The organism is Actinorhabdospora filicis, from assembly GCF_030269765.1.
Taxonomy (GTDB): Bacteria; Actinomycetota; Actinomycetes; order Mycobacteriales; family Micromonosporaceae; genus Actinorhabdospora; species Actinorhabdospora filicis.
This window is the reverse complement of the sequence record NZ_BSTX01000003.1, coordinates 597872-614109: the sequence shown is the minus strand read 5'-3', so window position 1 is coordinate 614109 and position 16238 is coordinate 597872. Positions and strand designations below refer to the sequence as shown.

At 72.3% G+C, this 16238-nt stretch carries 15 protein-coding genes; 7 read left to right on the top strand and 8 right to left on the bottom strand.

The window, feature by feature from the left end:
• Nucleotides 1-31: 31 nt before the first annotated feature.
• Both QSK10_RS23135 and QSK10_RS23130 read right to left on the bottom strand, forming a co-directional pair.
• Nucleotides 32-709, bottom strand: coding sequence for a response regulator (locus tag QSK10_RS23135; RefSeq protein WP_285665039.1), 678 nt, complete (start codon nucleotides 707-709; stop codon nucleotides 32-34).
• Nucleotides 706-2253, bottom strand: a complete 1548-nt coding sequence (locus QSK10_RS23130; protein ID WP_285665038.1) for a sensor histidine kinase — start codon at nucleotides 2251-2253, stop codon at nucleotides 706-708. The genes QSK10_RS23135 and QSK10_RS23130 overlap by 4 nt, the downstream gene beginning before the upstream one ends.
• A 59-nt stretch (nucleotides 2254-2312) precedes the next feature.
• Here QSK10_RS23130 and QSK10_RS23125 point away from each other — a divergent pair, with 59 nt between their 5' ends.
• The 5 genes from QSK10_RS23125 (at nucleotide 2313) to QSK10_RS23105 (ending at nucleotide 6855) form a co-directional block, all read left to right on the top strand.
• Entirely contained in the window at nucleotides 2313-3266 is a 954-nt protein-coding gene (locus tag QSK10_RS23125) for a Bug family tripartite tricarboxylate transporter substrate binding protein (RefSeq protein WP_285665037.1), read from the top strand.
• A 175-nt stretch (nucleotides 3267-3441) separates the two neighbouring features.
• The gene (locus QSK10_RS23120; protein WP_285665036.1) at nucleotides 3442-4230 is read left to right on the top strand and encodes a fumarylacetoacetate hydrolase family protein; all 789 of its coding nucleotides are present in this window, start codon (nucleotides 3442-3444) and stop codon (nucleotides 4228-4230) included.
• Nucleotides 4223-5692 (top strand): glutamate--tRNA ligase, encoded by a 1470-nt coding sequence (gene gltX / locus QSK10_RS23115; protein WP_285665035.1) that lies wholly within the window; start codon nucleotides 4223-4225, stop codon nucleotides 5690-5692. The genes QSK10_RS23120 and gltX overlap by 8 nt, the downstream gene beginning before the upstream one ends.
• 128 nt (nucleotides 5693-5820) lie before the next feature.
• Nucleotides 5821-6012: a hypothetical protein gene (locus QSK10_RS23110; protein ID WP_285665034.1), complete on the top strand. Its 192-nt coding sequence runs from the start codon at nucleotides 5821-5823 to the stop codon at nucleotides 6010-6012.
• 36 nt (nucleotides 6013-6048) lie between these two features.
• A complete protein-coding gene (locus QSK10_RS23105) occupies nucleotides 6049-6855 on the top strand; it encodes an MOSC domain-containing protein (protein WP_285665033.1) in 807 nt (268 codons plus the stop codon).
• Between the two features lie 51 nt (nucleotides 6856-6906).
• Here QSK10_RS23105 and QSK10_RS23100 read toward each other — a convergent pair whose 3' ends face one another.
• From QSK10_RS23100 to QSK10_RS23085, 4 genes are all read right to left on the bottom strand, one after another.
• Nucleotides 6907-8337 (bottom strand): cytochrome P450, encoded by a 1431-nt coding sequence (locus QSK10_RS23100; RefSeq protein ID WP_285665032.1) that lies wholly within the window; start codon nucleotides 8335-8337, stop codon nucleotides 6907-6909.
• 10 nt (nucleotides 8338-8347) lie between these two features.
• The gene (locus tag QSK10_RS23095; protein ID WP_285665031.1) at nucleotides 8348-9757 is read right to left on the bottom strand and encodes an FAD-binding oxidoreductase; all 1410 of its coding nucleotides are present in this window, start codon (nucleotides 9755-9757) and stop codon (nucleotides 8348-8350) included.
• A gap of 11 nt (nucleotides 9758-9768) precedes the next feature.
• Entirely contained in the window at nucleotides 9769-11382 is a 1614-nt protein-coding gene (gene mdlC, locus QSK10_RS23090; RefSeq protein WP_285665030.1) for a benzoylformate decarboxylase, read from the bottom strand.
• A 1052-nt stretch (nucleotides 11383-12434) separates the two neighbouring features.
• A complete protein-coding gene (locus QSK10_RS23085) occupies nucleotides 12435-13025 on the bottom strand; it encodes a GlcG/HbpS family heme-binding protein (protein ID WP_285665029.1) in 591 nt (196 codons plus the stop codon).
• Nucleotides 13026-13237: 212 nt separating this feature from the next.
• Here QSK10_RS23085 and QSK10_RS23080 point away from each other — a divergent pair, with 212 nt between their 5' ends.
• Nucleotides 13238-14341, top strand: a complete 1104-nt coding sequence (locus QSK10_RS23080) for a sensor histidine kinase (RefSeq protein ID WP_285665028.1) — start codon at nucleotides 13238-13240, stop codon at nucleotides 14339-14341.
• Nucleotides 14342-14354: 13 nt separating this feature from the next.
• Complete coding sequence (locus QSK10_RS23075) at nucleotides 14355-14978, top strand: response regulator (protein ID WP_285665027.1); 624 nt, start codon at nucleotides 14355-14357, stop codon at nucleotides 14976-14978.
• Here QSK10_RS23075 and QSK10_RS23070 read toward each other — a convergent pair.
• Both QSK10_RS23070 and QSK10_RS23065 read right to left on the bottom strand, forming a co-directional pair.
• Entirely contained in the window at nucleotides 14975-15643 is a 669-nt protein-coding gene (locus QSK10_RS23070) for a hypothetical protein (RefSeq protein WP_285665026.1), read from the bottom strand. The two genes, QSK10_RS23075 and QSK10_RS23070, sit on opposite strands and share 4 nt — an antisense overlap.
• A 28-nt stretch (nucleotides 15644-15671) precedes the next feature.
• Nucleotides 15672-16226 carry a hypothetical protein gene (locus tag QSK10_RS23065; protein WP_285665025.1) on the bottom strand — a complete coding sequence of 185 codons (555 nt, stop codon included), beginning with the start codon at nucleotides 16224-16226 and terminating at the stop codon, nucleotides 15672-15674.
• Nucleotides 16227-16238: the final 12 nt, after the last annotated feature.

Sequence of the window (16238 nt, the reverse complement as noted above, 5' to 3'; positions counted from 1 at the left end):
GCGCGCCCGTTCGCCATGGGGCGGGCGCGTCTCAGGCTTTCGGCCCGGCCCAGCGGTAGCGGCGCTCGGGCCGTCCGGCCTGCCCGTAGCGGAGCCGGACGCGGGCCCGCCCGGCGTCGGCGAAGTGCTCCAGGTAGCGGCGGGCCGCCACCCGCGACAGGCCCGCCTGGGCGGCGCACTCGGCGGCCGACAGGTCGTCCTCGGCGCCGCGCAGGGCCGCGGCGACCAGCTCGGCGGTCGCCGCCGACAGGCCCTTGGGCAGCTCGACCTTCGCCGGGCGCATCGCGGTGAACAGCCGGTCCACGTCGTCCTGGGCGACCTCGCCCTCGGCGGACAGGCCGCCGAAGGCCGCCGCGTACCGCTCCAGGCGCTCGCGCAGGCCGTCGAAGGTGAACGGCTTGATCAGGTAGTGGACGACGCCGCCGCGCAGCGCCGCGCGCACCGTGTCGGCGTCGCGGGCGGCGGTGACCGCCAGGACGTCCACGGCCGTCCCCTCGTCGCGCAGCCGCCGCAGCACTTCCAGGCCGGTCAGGTCCGGCAGGTAGATGTCCAGCAGCACCAGGTCCGGCCGCAGCCCGGCGATCGCGGCGAGCGCGTCGGCGCCGGTGTGCGCCAGGCCGACCACCTCGAAGCCCGCGACGCGCTCGACGAAGCCCTTGTGCACCTTGGCGACCATGAAGTCGTCGTCGACGATGAGGACCCGGATCATCGCGGGATCCGCGCGACGAACACGCCGTTCTCCACTCGCACGTCGCCTCCCCTGCGGGCGCAGATCATCCGGGTCAGCGCCAGCCCGAGACCGCGCTGGCCACTGCCCTTGTCGGCCGATTTGGTGGTGTAGCCCTGCCGGAAGACCTTCTCGGCCAGCTCCGGCGGCACGCCCGGTCCCGAGTCGGTGACCGTGGCCGACACCGTACCGTCCGGGTCCGACGACAGCGCGACCTCGGTCCAGCCGCCGGTGGCGATCGCCTCCAGCGCGTTGTCCACGAGGTTGCCCAGGACGGTGCCGACGTCGGCGGCGTGCGCGTCGTCCAGCGCGGGCAGGTCTGTGTCCTCGGCCAGGCGCAGGCTCGCGCCCTGCTCCAGGGCCACCGAGCCCTTCGCGATCAGCAGCGCGGCCACCGAGGGGTCGTTGACGCGGCGGGTGACCTCGCGGTTGAACTCCTCGCGGACCTCGCTGACGCGCGTGATGTAGCGGACCACCTCGTCGTGCTCGCCGAGCTCGACCAGCCCGGCGATGGTGTGCAGCCGGTTGGCGAACTCGTGCGCCTGGGCGCGCAGGGTGTCGGTGGTGTGCCGGGACCGGTCCAGCTCCCGGCGCAGCGCGGTCAGCTCCGTGCGGTCCCGCAGCGTGGTCACCGAGCCCACCCGGCGGCCCCGCACCAGCACCGGCTGCCGGTTCATGACCACGACCTTGTCGCCGGCCAGGACGACCCGGTCGGCGCCCACGACCCGGCCGGTGAGCACGTCGCGGACGTGCGGGTCGAGCTCCTGCTGGTGCACCGAGACGCCGGTGCGGGCGTCCGGGATGCCCAGCAGCCGCGCGGCCTCGTCGTTGATGAGGGTGATCCGGTCGGCGGTGTCGGTGCCGACGACGCCCTCGCGGATGCCGTGCAGCATCGCCTCCCGGTGCTCCCACAGGCCGGTGATCTCGGCGGGTTCCAGGCCGAGGGTCTGTCGCTTGACCCGGCGCGAGAGGAGCAGCGAGCCCGCGACGCCGAGGGCCGCGCCGACGGCGAGGTAGGTGAGGAGGTCGGAGGAGGCGTTCGCCAGCTGCTGCGGGACGGTGGGATAGGAACGGCCGACGACGACCAGCCCGATCAGATCGCCCTCCTCGTCCAGCACCGGGACGTGCGCGACGAGGAAGGCCGAACCGTCGTCGACGACGCCGACCCAGGACCGGCCGGTGAGCGCGTCCGACTCGCCCAGCCGGGCCGCGCGGCCCGCGTCCGGGCCGGTCAGCAGCCGCCCGGTGGCGTCGGCGATGTGGACGTAGGTCGCGCCGGAGACCGCGCGAGCGCTCTCGGCGGCCGTGGCCAGGGTCTCCGCCTCGGCCCCGCCGGACAGGCTCAGCCGCACGGTGGAGTTCACCGCGAGGTTCTCGCCCACCGAGCGCAGGCGGGCGCCCTCCCGGCCGCGGAAGTCGGCGTCCGACTCGGCGATGGAGACCGCGGCGACCGCGCCGACCACCAGCAGCACGATGCCGAGCTGGAGGGCCAGGAGCTGCCCGGCGAGCGTCAGGCCGCGACGCACGGTAGTCTCCTCTCCCTCGTGTCGGCCGTCACATGCGGGTTTGGAGAGTACGCGTGGTCATGGCGCTGCGGCGAATCCTGCTCGCCGCCCTGCTCCTGCTGGCGGGCTGCGCCGCCCCCGACCCGGTCGATCTGCCCGGATTGCGCGTCATGGTGCCCAATCCGCCGGGCAGCGGCTACGACTTCACCGCGCGGGCGATGGCGCGGGCACTGGGCGACTCCGGCGTCCTGCCCGACGTGGAGGTCTTCAACCTGCCCGGCGGCAGCGGGACCACCGGCCTGCACCGGCTGGTCTACGAGAGCGGCAACGGCACCCTGATGATGCTGATGGGGCTCGGCCTGGTCGGCGCGGAGTACACCTCCGGCTCGGCCCTCGGCCTGTCCCGGACCACGCCCATCGCGCGGCTGGTGTCGGAGCCCGGCATCATCGTCGTCCGCGGCGACTCCGCCTACGCCGACATGGGCGACCTCGTCGACGCCTGGCGGCGCGACCCGGCGACGGTGCCCGTCGGCGGCGGATCCTCCCCCGGCGGCCCCGACCACCTCGCGCCGATGCTGGTCGCCGAGAAGATCGGCATCGCCCCCGGCGACGTCCAGTACCACCGCTACGACGGCGGCGGCGACCTGCTCGCCGCCATCCTGTCCGGCGAGGTCGCCTTCGGGGTCTCGGGCGTCGGCGAGTACGCCGACCAGATCCGCTCCGGGCAACTGCGGATCCTCGCCAGCACCGGGGAGAAGACGAGCGCGGGCGCGCCCACCCTGCGGGAATGCGGCATCGACGTGGTCTTCGAGAACTGGCGCGGCATCGTCGCGCCACCCGGACTCGCGCCCGAACAGACCGCGCTGCTCACCGAGACCGTCCGGCGACTGCACGAATCACCCCAGTGGGCGGCGGCCCTGGAGCGGTACGGCTGGCGCGACGCCTACCTGGAAGGGCCCGCGTTCGGCGAGTACATCGCCGCCGAAAGCGCGCGCATGGCCGACACGCTCGGCCGGATGGGACTGGGACGGTAGATCCGCAGGTGTGGCGCAGGCGTCACCACGGCCGCGACTAGGCTTTCCGTGTGCAAGCACGCACGCTCAAAAAAGTGTGGAATCCAGCGTGCGTGCACATGAGGATCTGACCATCGACGTCTGCCTGGCAGGCGTGCAGCGGGCCCGGAGCCCGGGCCATCGAAGGAGTCCAGCCGTGCGGATCGCGCGTGTCGCCCACCCACAGGGCATGTCGTTCGGCGTCGTCGAGGGCGACCCCGGCGCCGGTGGCGGGACCACCGTCGCCGAGATCGAGGGCCACCCGTTCGGCGAGATCACCTTCACCGGCCAGCGGTGGGCCCTCGAAGACGTCCGGCTGATGTCGCCGATCCTGCCCAGCAAGGTCGTGTGCGTCGGCCGCAACTACGCCGCCCACGCCGCCGAGCACGGCGCGGAGGTGCCGCAGGAGCCGCTGCTGTTCCTCAAGCCGTCCACGTCGATCATCGGCCCGGGCGACGCCATCCGCATCCCGAAGGCCTTCACCAAGCAGGTCGAGCACGAGGCCGAGCTCGCCGTGGTCATCGGCGCGTCCGGTGCGCGACGGCTGACGCGGGAGGGCGCGCGGCGGGCGATCTTCGGGTACACCTGCGCCAACGACGTCACCGCCCGCGATCTTCAGGCGAAGGACGGGCAGTGGACGCGCGCGAAGGGCTTCGACTCGTTCTGCCCGATCGGCCCGTGGATCGACACCACGATCAACGTGGACGACGTGGAGATCCGCTGCGAGGTCAATGACGAGGTGCGCCAGCTCGGGCGCACGAGCGACATGGTCTTCGACGTCTACGCGCTCGTCTCCTACATCTCGCACATCATGACGCTGCTGCCCGGCGACGTCATCCTCACCGGCACGCCCGAGGGCGTCGAGCCGATCGTGGCCGGTGACAAGGTATCCGTGTCGGTCCAGGGCATCGGCACGCTCACGAACCAGGTGATCGATCTTGACTAACGTCCGCACCCGCTTCTGCCCGTCCCCGACGGGCATCCCGCACGTGGGCCTGGCGCGCACCTGCCTGTACAACTGGGCCTTCGCGCGCCACCACGGCGGCCAGTTCGTGTTCCGCATCGAGGACACCGACGCCGCCCGGGACAGCCAGGAGTCCTACGAGCAGCTCCTGGACGCGCTGCGGTGGATGGGCTTCGACTGGGACGAGGGCCCCGAGAAGGGCGGCCCGCACGGCCCCTACCGCCAGAGCGAGCGCCGCGACATCCACCTGGACGTCGCCCGGCGGCTCCTGGAGGGCGGCTACGCCTACGAGGCCTACTCCACCCCGGAGGAGGTCGAGGCGCGGCACAAGGCCGCCGGCCGCGACCCGAAGCTCGGCTACGACAACTTCGACCGGGACCTGAGCGAGGAGCAGAAGGCGGCCTACGTCGCCGAGGGCCGCAAGCCCGTCATCCGCGTGCGGATGCCCGACGAGGACATCACCTTCACCGACCTGATCCGCGGCGAGGTCACCTACCGCGCGGGGATGGTCCCGGACTTCGCGATCACCCGCGCCGACGGGACCCCGCTGTACACGCTGGTCAACCCCGTCGACGACGCGATGATGCGGATCACCCACATCATCCGCGGCGAGGACCTCCTGTCGTCGACCCCGCGCCAGATCGCGCTGTACCGCGCGCTCATCGAGCTCGGCATCGCCGAGGCCGTCCCGACCTACGCGCACGCGCCGCTGGTCACCGACGAGACGCGCAAGAAGATGTCCAAGCGCGACCCGCGCTCCGACCTCCTCGCCTACCGCACCAAGGGCTACCTGCCCGAGGGCATCCTGAACTACATCGCGCTGCTCGGCTGGTCCATCGGGCCCGACCGGGACGTCTTCTCCGCCGAGGAGCTGGTCGCGGCCTTCGACATCGCCGACGTCAACTCCAACCCGGCGCGCTTCGACGAGAAGAAGATGGACGCCATCAACGCCACCCACATCCGCCTGCTCTCCCCCGAGGACATGGCCGGCCGGGTGACGCCGTTCCTCCAGGCCGCCGGGCTCCTGCCCGCCGAGCCCACCGCGGAGCAGCTGCGCGTCCTGGCCGTGGCCACGCCGCTGGTGCAGGAGCGCTCGCAGACGCTGGTGCAGGCGGCGGAGATGATGCGCTTCCTGTTCGCCGGGGACGCCTTCGAGGTCGACGCCGAGTCCTGGGCGAAGACGATGAAGGACGAGGCCGCGCAGATCCTCGACGCGTCGGTCACCGCCCTGGAGAAGCTCCCGGAGTGGACCACGCCCGCCATCGAGGAGACCCTCAAGGCGACCCTCATCGACGAGCTGGGCATCAAGCCGCGCAAGGCCTTCGGCCCGCTGCGGGTGGCCGTCACCGGCAAGACCGTGTCGCCGCCGCTGTACGAGTCGATGGAGCTGCTCGGCCGCGAGGTCAGCATGGCCCGCCTGGGCGAGGCCCGCGCGAAGCTGTAACGACGTGGAAGGCCCGCCTCCGTACCGGAGGCGGGCCTTTTCGTACCGTTTCGTCCGGCCGGGACGGCGGGACCCGCCCCGTTTCGCCACAATCGGGTCTTCGGTCAACCGATGTCCCGGGAGATCACATGCGTTCACCCACCAACGTCGCCGACCGGATCCTGCGCGCCATCGTCCCGCGGGCCGCGGGGTCGGCGCGATGCGCCGCCGTGGCCCCGCGCTGCGGTCGCTGCTGGCTGGACCCGACCGGCCGCTGGTTCCGCACCTGCTGTTACGTCACCGGACCCTGCCACGAGGTCTGCACCGACGTCGAGTGCTGAGACCGTCCGGTCGCCGTCCCGGACTAGTCTTCCGGGATGGCGACCGTCACCGCGCTGCTGACCTACCCGGTCAAGGGATGCGCCCCCACCCCGCTCACCCGTTCCACGCTGCTGGCCACCGGCCTCCCCCACGACCGGTCATTCATGATCGTCGACCCCGAGGGCACGCTCATCTCGCAGCGCGAGGTCCCCTCCATGGCGCTCATCCGGCCCGCCTTCGACGGTGACGCCCTCGTCCTGACCGCCCCGGACGCCCCCGAGTTCCACCTCGTGGTCACCGTCGACGGCCCCCGTGTCCCGGTCTCGATGTTCAAGCAGGCGTACAAGGGCGTGGACCAGGGCGACGAGATCGCCGCCTGGCTGAGCGCGTACCTGGGGACGCCCGCCCGGCTGGTGCGCGTCCCGCCCGACCACGACCGCGTCACCGAGGGCGCCAACCACGGCACCGCCCTGTTCGCCGACGACTCCGCCGTCCTGATCATCTCGGAGGAGTCCCTCGCCGACCTCAACGGGCGCCTGGCCGCGCCGGTGCCGATGGACCGCTTCCGCCCCAGCGTGGTGGTCAGCGGGCTCGGCGCGTTCGGCGAGGACCGCGTCCGCCGCGTGCGCGTGGGCACCGCCGAGCTGGCCTACTCCGAACTCGGCAAACGCTGCGTGGTGATCACCGTCGACCAGGAGACCGGGCGCAAGACCGGCCACGAACCGACGAAGACCCTGGCGACCTACCGCAAGCCCGGCAAGGGCGGCGTCTGCTTCGGCGCGCACTTCGTGGTGGCCGCCGAGGGCGAGCTCGCCGTCGGCGACGAGGTGTCCGTCGAGGAGTGGGGCGAGTCGGAGCTGTGACGACGAAGGGGGAGCCGCCCGGCTCCCCCTTCGTCTCCGTCCCCGGCGAGGTCAGTCCTCGCCGTAGTCCTCGTTCCCGGGCCCCATCGACACCATCACCGTCGGTGGGGCGTCGGGCTTGTCGGCGACGGCGAACTTGGCGTGGAACGGGTCGAAGTTCACCGGCAGCGGGATGTCGGGCCGCAGCTCCTGCGTCAGCAGCCGGAACCGCGCCTTGCGCAGTGTCGCCGCCAGGAACCCGGTGATGAGGAAGAAGCCGAGATCGGCGCCGGGACACCCCGCCGGGCCGCGGCTGGCCGGGGACAGCCCCCAGTCGCCGTCGGCGCTGCCGTCGATCCACTGCTGCGGGGTGAAGCGGTTGGCCGCGCGGCCCCGGTAGGCGGCGCGACCGTGGTAGACGGTCGAGATGAGCACCTCGGCGTCCTGCGGGACGAGCCGCCCGTCCCAGTCGGCGTCGCGCGCCATCACCCGCGCCAGGTCGCGGACCACCGGCCACAGCCGCGCCGCCTCCATCACCGACGCGCGCAGGTACGGCATCGCCAGGACGGCCTGCGCCGAACCGGTGCCGTGGAAGCGGTCGGCGTCGGCGAGCTCCTCCTCGATCGGGGTGAGGTGCTGCGGGTGCGTCGACAGCAGCGCCAGCGCGCGGGTGATGACCACCGGCTGGATGTCGAAGGCCATGAGCCAGTGCGCGACCTGCCCGGACGGGTGCAGGCGCGCCTCGGTGGGCAGGTCGGCGAAGCGTCCCACGAGGCTGCCGCGCTGGCCGAGTTCGACGTAGCGGTGGACGCGGTCGACGAAGCGGGCGCGCAGGGCGTGGGTGCGGTTGCGGCGCCAGAAGCGCAGGCCGAGCCAGTTGCCCTCGCGGCGCAGGGCGTCCAGCAGCTCCGACATCTCCACGTCCTCGGCGGCGGCGTCGCCGAGGACGCAGCGGCGGCCGATGCGCTGGAAGATGCGCCGGATGGAGCGGTAGGTGAGGGGGCGGCCGGTGGCCATGGGGCCCTGGAGGAGGGCGTCGACCTCCTCGTTGACCACTTTGATGAAGGTGGCGGCCTCGCGGTGGACCTCGCGTCCCCAGTCCAGGACGACCTCGTTGAACTGGCGGCGGTGCGTGCGCAGTTCACCGGGGCGGGTGAGGATGACGCCGTCGGGCTGGAAGTGGCCCATCATGCGGCGTTTGAGGGGCGTGGCCATGGCGTAGGTCTGGTCGCTGCCGCCCAGGACGCGGCGGCAGTCGGAGGGCGACAGCGCCACCAGCGTGGAGCCGGTGATGCCCTTCGTCCACACCGGGTCGCCCTGGTGCTCCTCGTGGAGGCGGTCCATCATCGCGATGAGCCGCCGGTCGGCTTGGAGCCGGTCGAGCAGCAACGCCACCTTGGGGCGTGCGATGACGATGCCGCGGCCCAGCGCGTTCACATTGTGCAGGAGCACCATGCGCAGCTGGTCGAGTGGCGACATCTGCGGGAAGTTCGGGTCGGTCATCGCCGCTCCTCTAAGCCAGGACCTTGCCGGGATTGAGGATCCCGGCCGGGTCGAAGACGCGTTTGATCTCCTGCTGGAGGCGCAGGCTGACGGGGTCCAGCTCACGGGCGAGCCAGTCGCGTTTGACCACGCCGACGCCGTGCTCGCCGGTGATGGTGCCGCCGAGGGCGAGCCCGGCGGCCATGACGTCGTCGTAGGCGTGCTGCGCGCGGCGCAGGCTGCCGTGGTCGGCGGCGTCGAAGACGACGATGGGGTGCAGGTTGCCGTCCCCGGCGTGGCCGAGGGTGGCGATGAAGACGCCGTGCTCGGCGGAGACCTCGCCGATGCGGTCGATGAGTTCGGCGAGGCGGGTGCGGGGCACGGCGACGTCCTCGATGAAGGAGCGGACGTCGCCGGGCATGGTGGCGGCCTTGGCCTGGAGGGCGGGCATGATCATGCGCCGGGCGGACAGGAGCTGCTTGGACTCCTCGTCGTTGATGGCGGCCACGACGACGGTCGCGCCGCTCTCGGAGCAGACGCGGGCCATGGCGGCGACCTCGTCCACGCGGTCGGGCGCGTCGCTCTCGGCGATGAGGGTCGCGGCGTTCGGGTCCTGGATGGACGGGTGGCCGAGGGCGTGGACGGCGCCGGTGGTGACGGCGTCCATGAGTTCGAGTGCCGACGGGGTGTGGCCGCGTTTGATGATCGCGGCGACGGCCTCCCCGGCGAGGGTGGCGGTGGGGAACTGGGCGAGGATCGCCAGCGACTCCCCCGGCACCGGCCGCAGCCCGAGGGTGGCTTCCACGACGACGCCGAGGGTGCCCTCGGAGCCGACGAAGAGCCGTTTGAGGTCGAGTCCGGCGACGTTCTTGACGGTCTTGCCGCCCAGGCGGGTGACCTCGCCGTTGGCGAGGACGACGACGAGCTCGCGCACGTAGTCGGTGGTCACGCCGTATTTGACGCAGCACACGCCGCCGGCGCCGGTGGCGATGTTGCCGCCGATGGTGCAGATGTCGGCCGATACCGGGTCGGGCGGGTAGCACAGGCCCAGGTGGGCGACCGCGCGTGAGATGTCGCCGGTCATGACGCCGGGTTCGCAGCGGGCGAGGCGGTTGGGCGCGTCGATCTCCAGGATCCGGTTCATGGCCAGCATCGACAGCACCACGCAGCCCTCGACGGCGTTGGCCGCGCCCGCCAGGCCGGTGCGCGCGCCCTGCGGGACGACCGGCACGCCCAGGTGGGAGGCCACCCGCAGCACGTGCTGGACCTGCTGGACGGTCTCCGGCCGCACCACGACGGCGGGCGTGCCCGAGGGCCCGAACGGCGCGGTGTCGCGCTCGTAGGCGCGGCGGTCGCGTTCGGCGATCAGCACCGCGCGGTCGGGCAGACCGTCCCGGAGGAGACCGATCAGCTGGTCCTGGGCCCGCAGGGTCGTGGTCACGGACGCTCCTCTCACATGCTCGGGAAGACGGTCTTGATGGGCACTTCGATGAGGGTGGGGCCGTCCTTGGCGGCGATGGCCTCGCCGAGCAGGGACGCCAGTTGCGCGGCGCTGGTGACCCGGTGCGAGCGGACGCCGTACCCGGCGGCGATCGCGGCGGTGTCCAGGCCGGTGATGTCGAGGCCGGGGACGCCGTCGGCGCGCTCGAAGGCGCCGAACCACTTGAGGATCGCGTACTCGGCGTTGGCCAGGACCACGATCGTCAGCGGCACCTTGTAGGCGGCGGCCGTCCACAGCGCGCAGATCGCGTACTGCATCGACCCGTCGCCCATCAGCGCCACCACCGGCCGCGACGGGTCGGCGATCTGCGCGCCGACGCCCGCGGCGAGCCCGAAGCCCAGGCCGCCACCGGCGGTCATGTAGTACGAGCCGGGCCGGTCGAGCTTGACGTGGTCCTGGAAGAACTGCGTGTTCGAGGGCGACTCGTGCGCCCAGCGGGCGTCGCCGGGGACGGCGGCGGCCAGCGCGGCGAAGACCGCCCCGGGCTCCAGCGGGACGCCCGTGTCGTCCGGGACCGCCCCCGGCGCGGGCGGGCAGATCGCCGGGACCGGCTTCTTCGGGTCCGGGATCAGGTCCAGCAGCGTCTGGAGGGCGTAGCCGACGTCGGCGATGATCGCGTCCCCCACCGGCGCCCGCGCGGCCTCGCCCGGGTCACTGGTGATGTGCGCGAGAGCCGTCCCGGCGGGCAGGTACTCGCCCGGGACGTACGGGTAGTAGCGGAACACCGGCGCGCCCAGCACCACCACGAGGTCGTGCCCGTCGAGGGCCTTGGCCAGCGGGCCGATCGCGGGCGGCAGGTGCCCCCGGAACAGCCAGTGGCTCTGCGGGAACGTCACCCGGCCCTCGATCGGCGCCGACCACACCGGCGTCTGGAGCCGCTCGGCGAGGGCGACGGCGTCCTGCCAGACACCGTCGGCGTCGACCTCGGAGCCGCACACCAGCGCGGGGTTCTCGGCGGCGGCGAGGCGCTCGGCGAGGGCGGCGAGGGCTTGGGGGTCGCCGGCGGTGGTGGCGGCGACGGTGCGTTTCGCGAGCGTTCGTGCTTTCCCTTCGTCTTGCTCGTCGACCTCGGCGTCGAAGTCGTCCATCGGGAGCGAGAGGAAGACCGGGCCCCTCGGCGGGGTGTCGGCGATCAGGCGCGCCCTCGCCAGGGCGGCGGGGACGTCGGCGGCCCGTGGGGGCTCGAAGGACCACTTCACCGCCGGGCGCGGGAGGGTCGTGGCGTCGACGTTGGTGAGGAGCGCTTCGAGGGTGATCATCGCGCGCGTCTGCTGGCCCGCGGTGATGACGAGGGGGGTCTTGTTCGCCGCGGCGTTGATGATGGCGCCCATGGCGTTGCCCAGGCCCGCGGCGGTGTGCAGGTTCACCAGGGTCGGGCGGGCGGTGACCTGGGCATGGGCGTCGGCCATGCCGACGACGGCGGCTTCCTGGAGACCGAGAATGTAGCGGAAGTCGGCGGGGAAGTCGCGGAGGAAGGAGAGCTCGGTGGAGCCGGGGTTGCCGTAGACGGTGGTCATGCCCCAGGCGCGGAGTTGGTCGAAGACGACTTCGCGGATCGTGGCCATGAGGGTCCTTTCGGGCGGAGGTACCGGGTCCATCATGATCAAAGGGGGCGGATTGCGCAGGGGTTTGAGGGGGTGGGACGGTGGGAGGGTTGGGCTCAGACCCGGTCGTGGGTGACCTGGGGGCGGGCGGGGGTGGGCTCGGCCTCGGCGCTGGCCTCAGCGTCAGCCCCAGCCCCAGCCCCAGCCCCAGCCAGTTTCGCTGGCGGGCCTCGCCCGGCATCCCCCGTCACCCCACCCCCCGCCACGGGCGCGGGCCGTCTGGCTTCTTGCCTTCCCCCCACGGGTCGCCCTCGCCCGATCACCTGCATCGGCGCGAGTCGATCCTCACCCTCTGGACAGGGGTTTCACCCCTGGGACCCGACCAGGGGTGCGGCCCCTGGACGCCGGACCTCTCTCGGGAGGCTCCACCCGCGTTCGGCCTTTGCGACGGTGAACGAGGAACCCCGGGGTGTCAAGACGGAAGTGCTGTCTTGACACCCCGAGAACCCTCGTTCCAAGAACCCATCCGGCCGACCGAGGGAGGATCCTCTCCTATCCCGAGACAGCCCCCGCACAAGCTGGTCCCGGGCCCGTGTTGTCGTGCGTCCCCGGCTTGTCTTTTGGCCCGGCTCTAAAACAACAAGCTCGGTCTGTTGCCCGGGTTCAGACCCCGTAGCCAGCCAGTCACCTTGCCCGGGTCTAAAACAACGAGCTTGTCTGTTGCCCGGGTTTTGACCCCGTTGCCCGCCAATCACCTCGCCCGGGTTCAAGCCGCCCTCGGCTACGCATCGCACCCGGGTCTGCCCTGCGTCTCGCCCCTGTCCTCGGGTGGGCTTCGTGCACGGGCTTGGGTCGCTCCCGGCCGATCTTGCGTCTCCGGCTACTCCCCCATGCCCTTCTCCTCCGCTTCCACACTCTTCCCCGGCACACGGTCGGGCCGGGCCACGCTCTTCTGCGTGGCCCGGCCCTTTCGTTCTCCTACGTGACCCGCGCCGGGCCGCCGCAGTCCAGGGGGGATGGAGTTGCGGCCCGGCGCGGGAGTCTTTGTCTTCTTCCTCTTCCTCCTGCGTTTCCTACTTCAGGTCGTTCGCGATGGCGGCAAGGGCCGCGTTCGCGATGGCCTCGTCGATGTCGCCGGAGGGGGCACCGCCGACGCCGATGCCGGCGATGGAGAGGCCGTCGACGGCGACGGGGACGCCGCCGGCGAGGAAGAGGGTGCCGGGGATGTCGCCGATGTTGGGGGCGTCGCCGGTGGCGCCGCCGGCGAGCTGGCTGGTGGCCTTGCCGAAGGAGACGGCGGTGAAGGCCTTGCGCTGGGCGGATTCCTCGGTCTGGGGGCCGGCGTTGTCGCCGTGGACGACGAGGCGGGTGGCGCCGGAGCGGTCGACGATCACGATGGTGACCCGGACGTTCTTCTTCTGGGCTTCCTTGAGGGCGGCCTGGGCGGCCTTCATGGCGGTGTCCGCCGAGATCGTGTCCACTTCGACGATGCCCTTGGGGGTCTTGTTGTCGTGCTTGGCGGCCTGTTCCACGGTCACGGCCTGGTTGGCGGTGGTGTTGGTGGGCTCTACGGCGGCGTTGGCGGTGGCGGCGATGCCTCCGACGAGGGCGAGGCCGAGGGTGGTGGCGGCGATGGTCTTGGTGAGGAGGGAGGGCTTCTTCACGGGGTCGGCTCCGATCGTGTGGCTTTCGCGCTGGCTTGGCTTGGCTCGCCCGGTGGAGCGTCGTGGCTCGGTGGGCTGACGTGTTCCAGCTTCTGCCGCGTCGGGTGGGCCGATGTCGGGCGTGGGCGTGAACCTCGGGCGTGGCCCGGTTGACGCGGGGCGTCATCCGATCGGTTTACACATGGCCTGTGAAGTGCGGATATGGTGCGATCATGCGGGAGAAGACTCGGCTTCTTGATGTCGCGATGCACGTGGGCTTCTTCCTGCTGATGGCCGCTGGTGCTTCGCGGCTGATCATCCGGCACCCTTTCGACCGGCGGATGGTCGTCGACCTGGCGATCGCGGCGGTGACCGTGGTCGTGTACGCGACGGGTGTCTGGGGGTGGACGCGGCTGGGGCGGGGCTGGTCGCTGGGGTGGCTGGCGGGCGTCCTGGTGTGCTGGGTGGTGCTGACGTGGCGGGCGCCTTCGTTCGCGATCGTGGCGGTGCCGCTGCTGTTCCTGTGTTTGCGGCTGCTGTCGCCGACGGCGACGGTGGTGGTGGGCGGGGTGCTCACGGGGGTGGTCGTGGTGGCGTTGCTGGCGCTGAACGAGGTCGTCGACCCGAGTCTGGTGCTGGTGCCGATCGCGATCGCGGGGATGACGGTGGCGACGGTCCTCCAGCTCAAGCGCGACCAGCGGGAGCTGGCGGCCTCGCAGCGGCGGACGGGGGTCCTGGAGGAACGGACGCGGCTGGCGCGGGAGATCCACGACACGCTCGCGCAGGACCTGTCCGGCATCGCGGTGCTGCTGCAGAACGCCGAGCGGGCGTGGGCGAGCGAGGGCGCGCGGGAGCACGTCCGGCTCGCCGCGGACATGGCGGTGCGGGGCCTGGAGGAGGCGCGGGGGTTCGTGCGCGACCTGAGCGTCCCGGAGCCGCTGGTGGACGCCCTGCGCGCGCTGGTCGCCGAGACCGGCGCGGTGAGCGGTGTGGACGTGCGGTTGCGCGTCGAGGGCGAGCTCGGCGACCTCGGCCAGGAGGCCGCCGCGACGCTGTTGCGGGTCGCGCAGGGCGCGCTGGCGAACGTGCGGGAGCATTCGCGGGCGGCGCGGGCGGTGGTGACGCTGGCGCGGATCGGGGACCGGGTGAACCTGGACGTGCACGATGATGGCGCGGGTTTCGACCCGGACGCGCCGGTCACGGTCCCTGGGCGGGGTTACGGCCTGGCGGCGATGCGGGAGCGCGCGGCGGCCCTCGACGGGTACCTCGCGGTGGAGACGGCCCCGGGTGAGGGGACGGCGGTGTCGGTGTCGGTTCCGGTGAAGGCCGGTGTGTGAGACGAGGTGCGGTGTGCGGGTGTTCCTGGTGGACGACCACGTCGTGGTGCGCGCGGGGGTCCGGGCGCTGCTGTCGGCCGAGGAGGGGATCGAGGTCGTCGGTGACGCGGGTGCGGCCGCCGACGCGGTGCGGGGCATCGCGCTGGAGAAGCCCGACGTGGTCTTGATGGACCTCCAGCTCGGCGACGGCGTGGACGGGGTGGAGCTGACCCGGCGGGTGCGCGCGCTGCCGGAGCCGCCGGCGGTGCTGGTGCTGACCACCTACGACTCCGACGCCGACATCACGCGCGCGATCGACGCCGGGGCGGTCGGTTACCTGCTGAAGGCGGGTCCGCCGGAGGAGCTGTTCCGGGGCGTGCGGGCGGCGGCGCGGGGTGAGACGGTGCTGTCGCCGCAGGTGGCGACGCGCATGATGAAGCGGATGCGGGACCCGCTGCCGGGGCTGTCGCCGCGGGAGATCGAGATCCTGCGGCTGCTGGCCGAGGGCATGGGCAACAAGGAGATCGGGAAGCGCCTGTTCATCACCGAGGCGACGGTGAAGACGCACCTCCAGCGCATCTACGCCAAGCTGGGCGTGGACACGCGGACGGCGGCGGTGACGGTGGGTGTGGAGCGCGGGGTCATCCGGCTGGGCTAGGCGCGTCCGGCGAGGCGGTCGTCGGTGTAGGCGGTGATCTCGTCGAGGAGCCACTGATCGGAGGGGTCCGACAGCAGGACGGTGAGCTCCCGGAGCGCGTGGTCGAGTCCCCGGGTGCTCCCGTTCCCGGCGAGCAGGACGGCGACGGCGAACCATTCCCGGACGTCCATGCGCCCGTCGGCGATGATCGCCTCGGCGTACCGGTCGCCGGTGAGGAGCTCGATCATCGCCCGCGCGAGGGCGTCGACGGCTCCGGGCATCTCCTCGCCGATCGCGGCGACGTCGTCGTCGAGGGTGTCGGGGCGTCCCCAGTAGTGCGGGTGCAGGCGGATGCTCCACACGCACGCCGGGCGCGAATCGTCGTAGACGTGGTCGATGATGCGGGGACCGGCGGTGCGCTCGATGGGGGTGACCGGGTGGCGGTCCCGGGCGTCCTTCCACGCGGTGTAGCGCCACCACTCGGCCGGGACGACCTCACCGGTGAGCCCGATCCGCTTGACGGTGCCCCGGTCGTCGGGGACCTGCGCGGTCCAGCGGTGGACCAGGACGAGGCCGTCGGGCGAGGTGTACCGCCATTTGCCGCCGGAGCCCTTGAAGCCCCGGGTCCGCAGGACCTTCCCGATGTCCTTGGTCAGTTCGCGTACGGCGTCGTCGATGGAGTCCACGCGGGGATGGTAGTGAGCGTGATCAAGCTCAGTCGAAGACCGTGATCCGGGCCAGGATCGCGTCGACGGCCGCGTGGTCGCCGCCGGGCCCGACCCGGCCCTCGACGACGGCGTACTCGCCCTCGCCGACGTCCACGACGATCAGCCGCTGGTACTCCCGGCCCTCGCAGGTCACCACGGCCGCGGGGTGCCTGTCGACGGTGGCCGCCGAGGCGGGTCCGCGGCACGTGGACCGCTCGGTGGCGATCGCGGCGAGGTCGCCGCCGGCGAGCCGGAACGGTCCGCTCGACGTGATGTACTCGGAGTCCTCGGTGACGCCGTCGAAGCCACGGCCGAGGTGGACCAGGCCGACGTCGTCGCGGTCCTCGGGCAAGCCGTCGGGGTTGGGGTAGCAGACGCGCGCGGTTCGGTGCTGGACGTCGCCGTCGCAGGTCGCGGCGGTGATCTGCCAGTACCCCAGCATCCCGGCGATCACCAGCGCCAGCCCGCCCAGCAGGGCGAACCGGATGCGGCGGCGTCGCCGCTGCCGGAGGGCGTCGGCTTCGATCGTGGCCCGCACGGCCGGGCTGATCTCGGGGGGCATGAAGCGGAATTC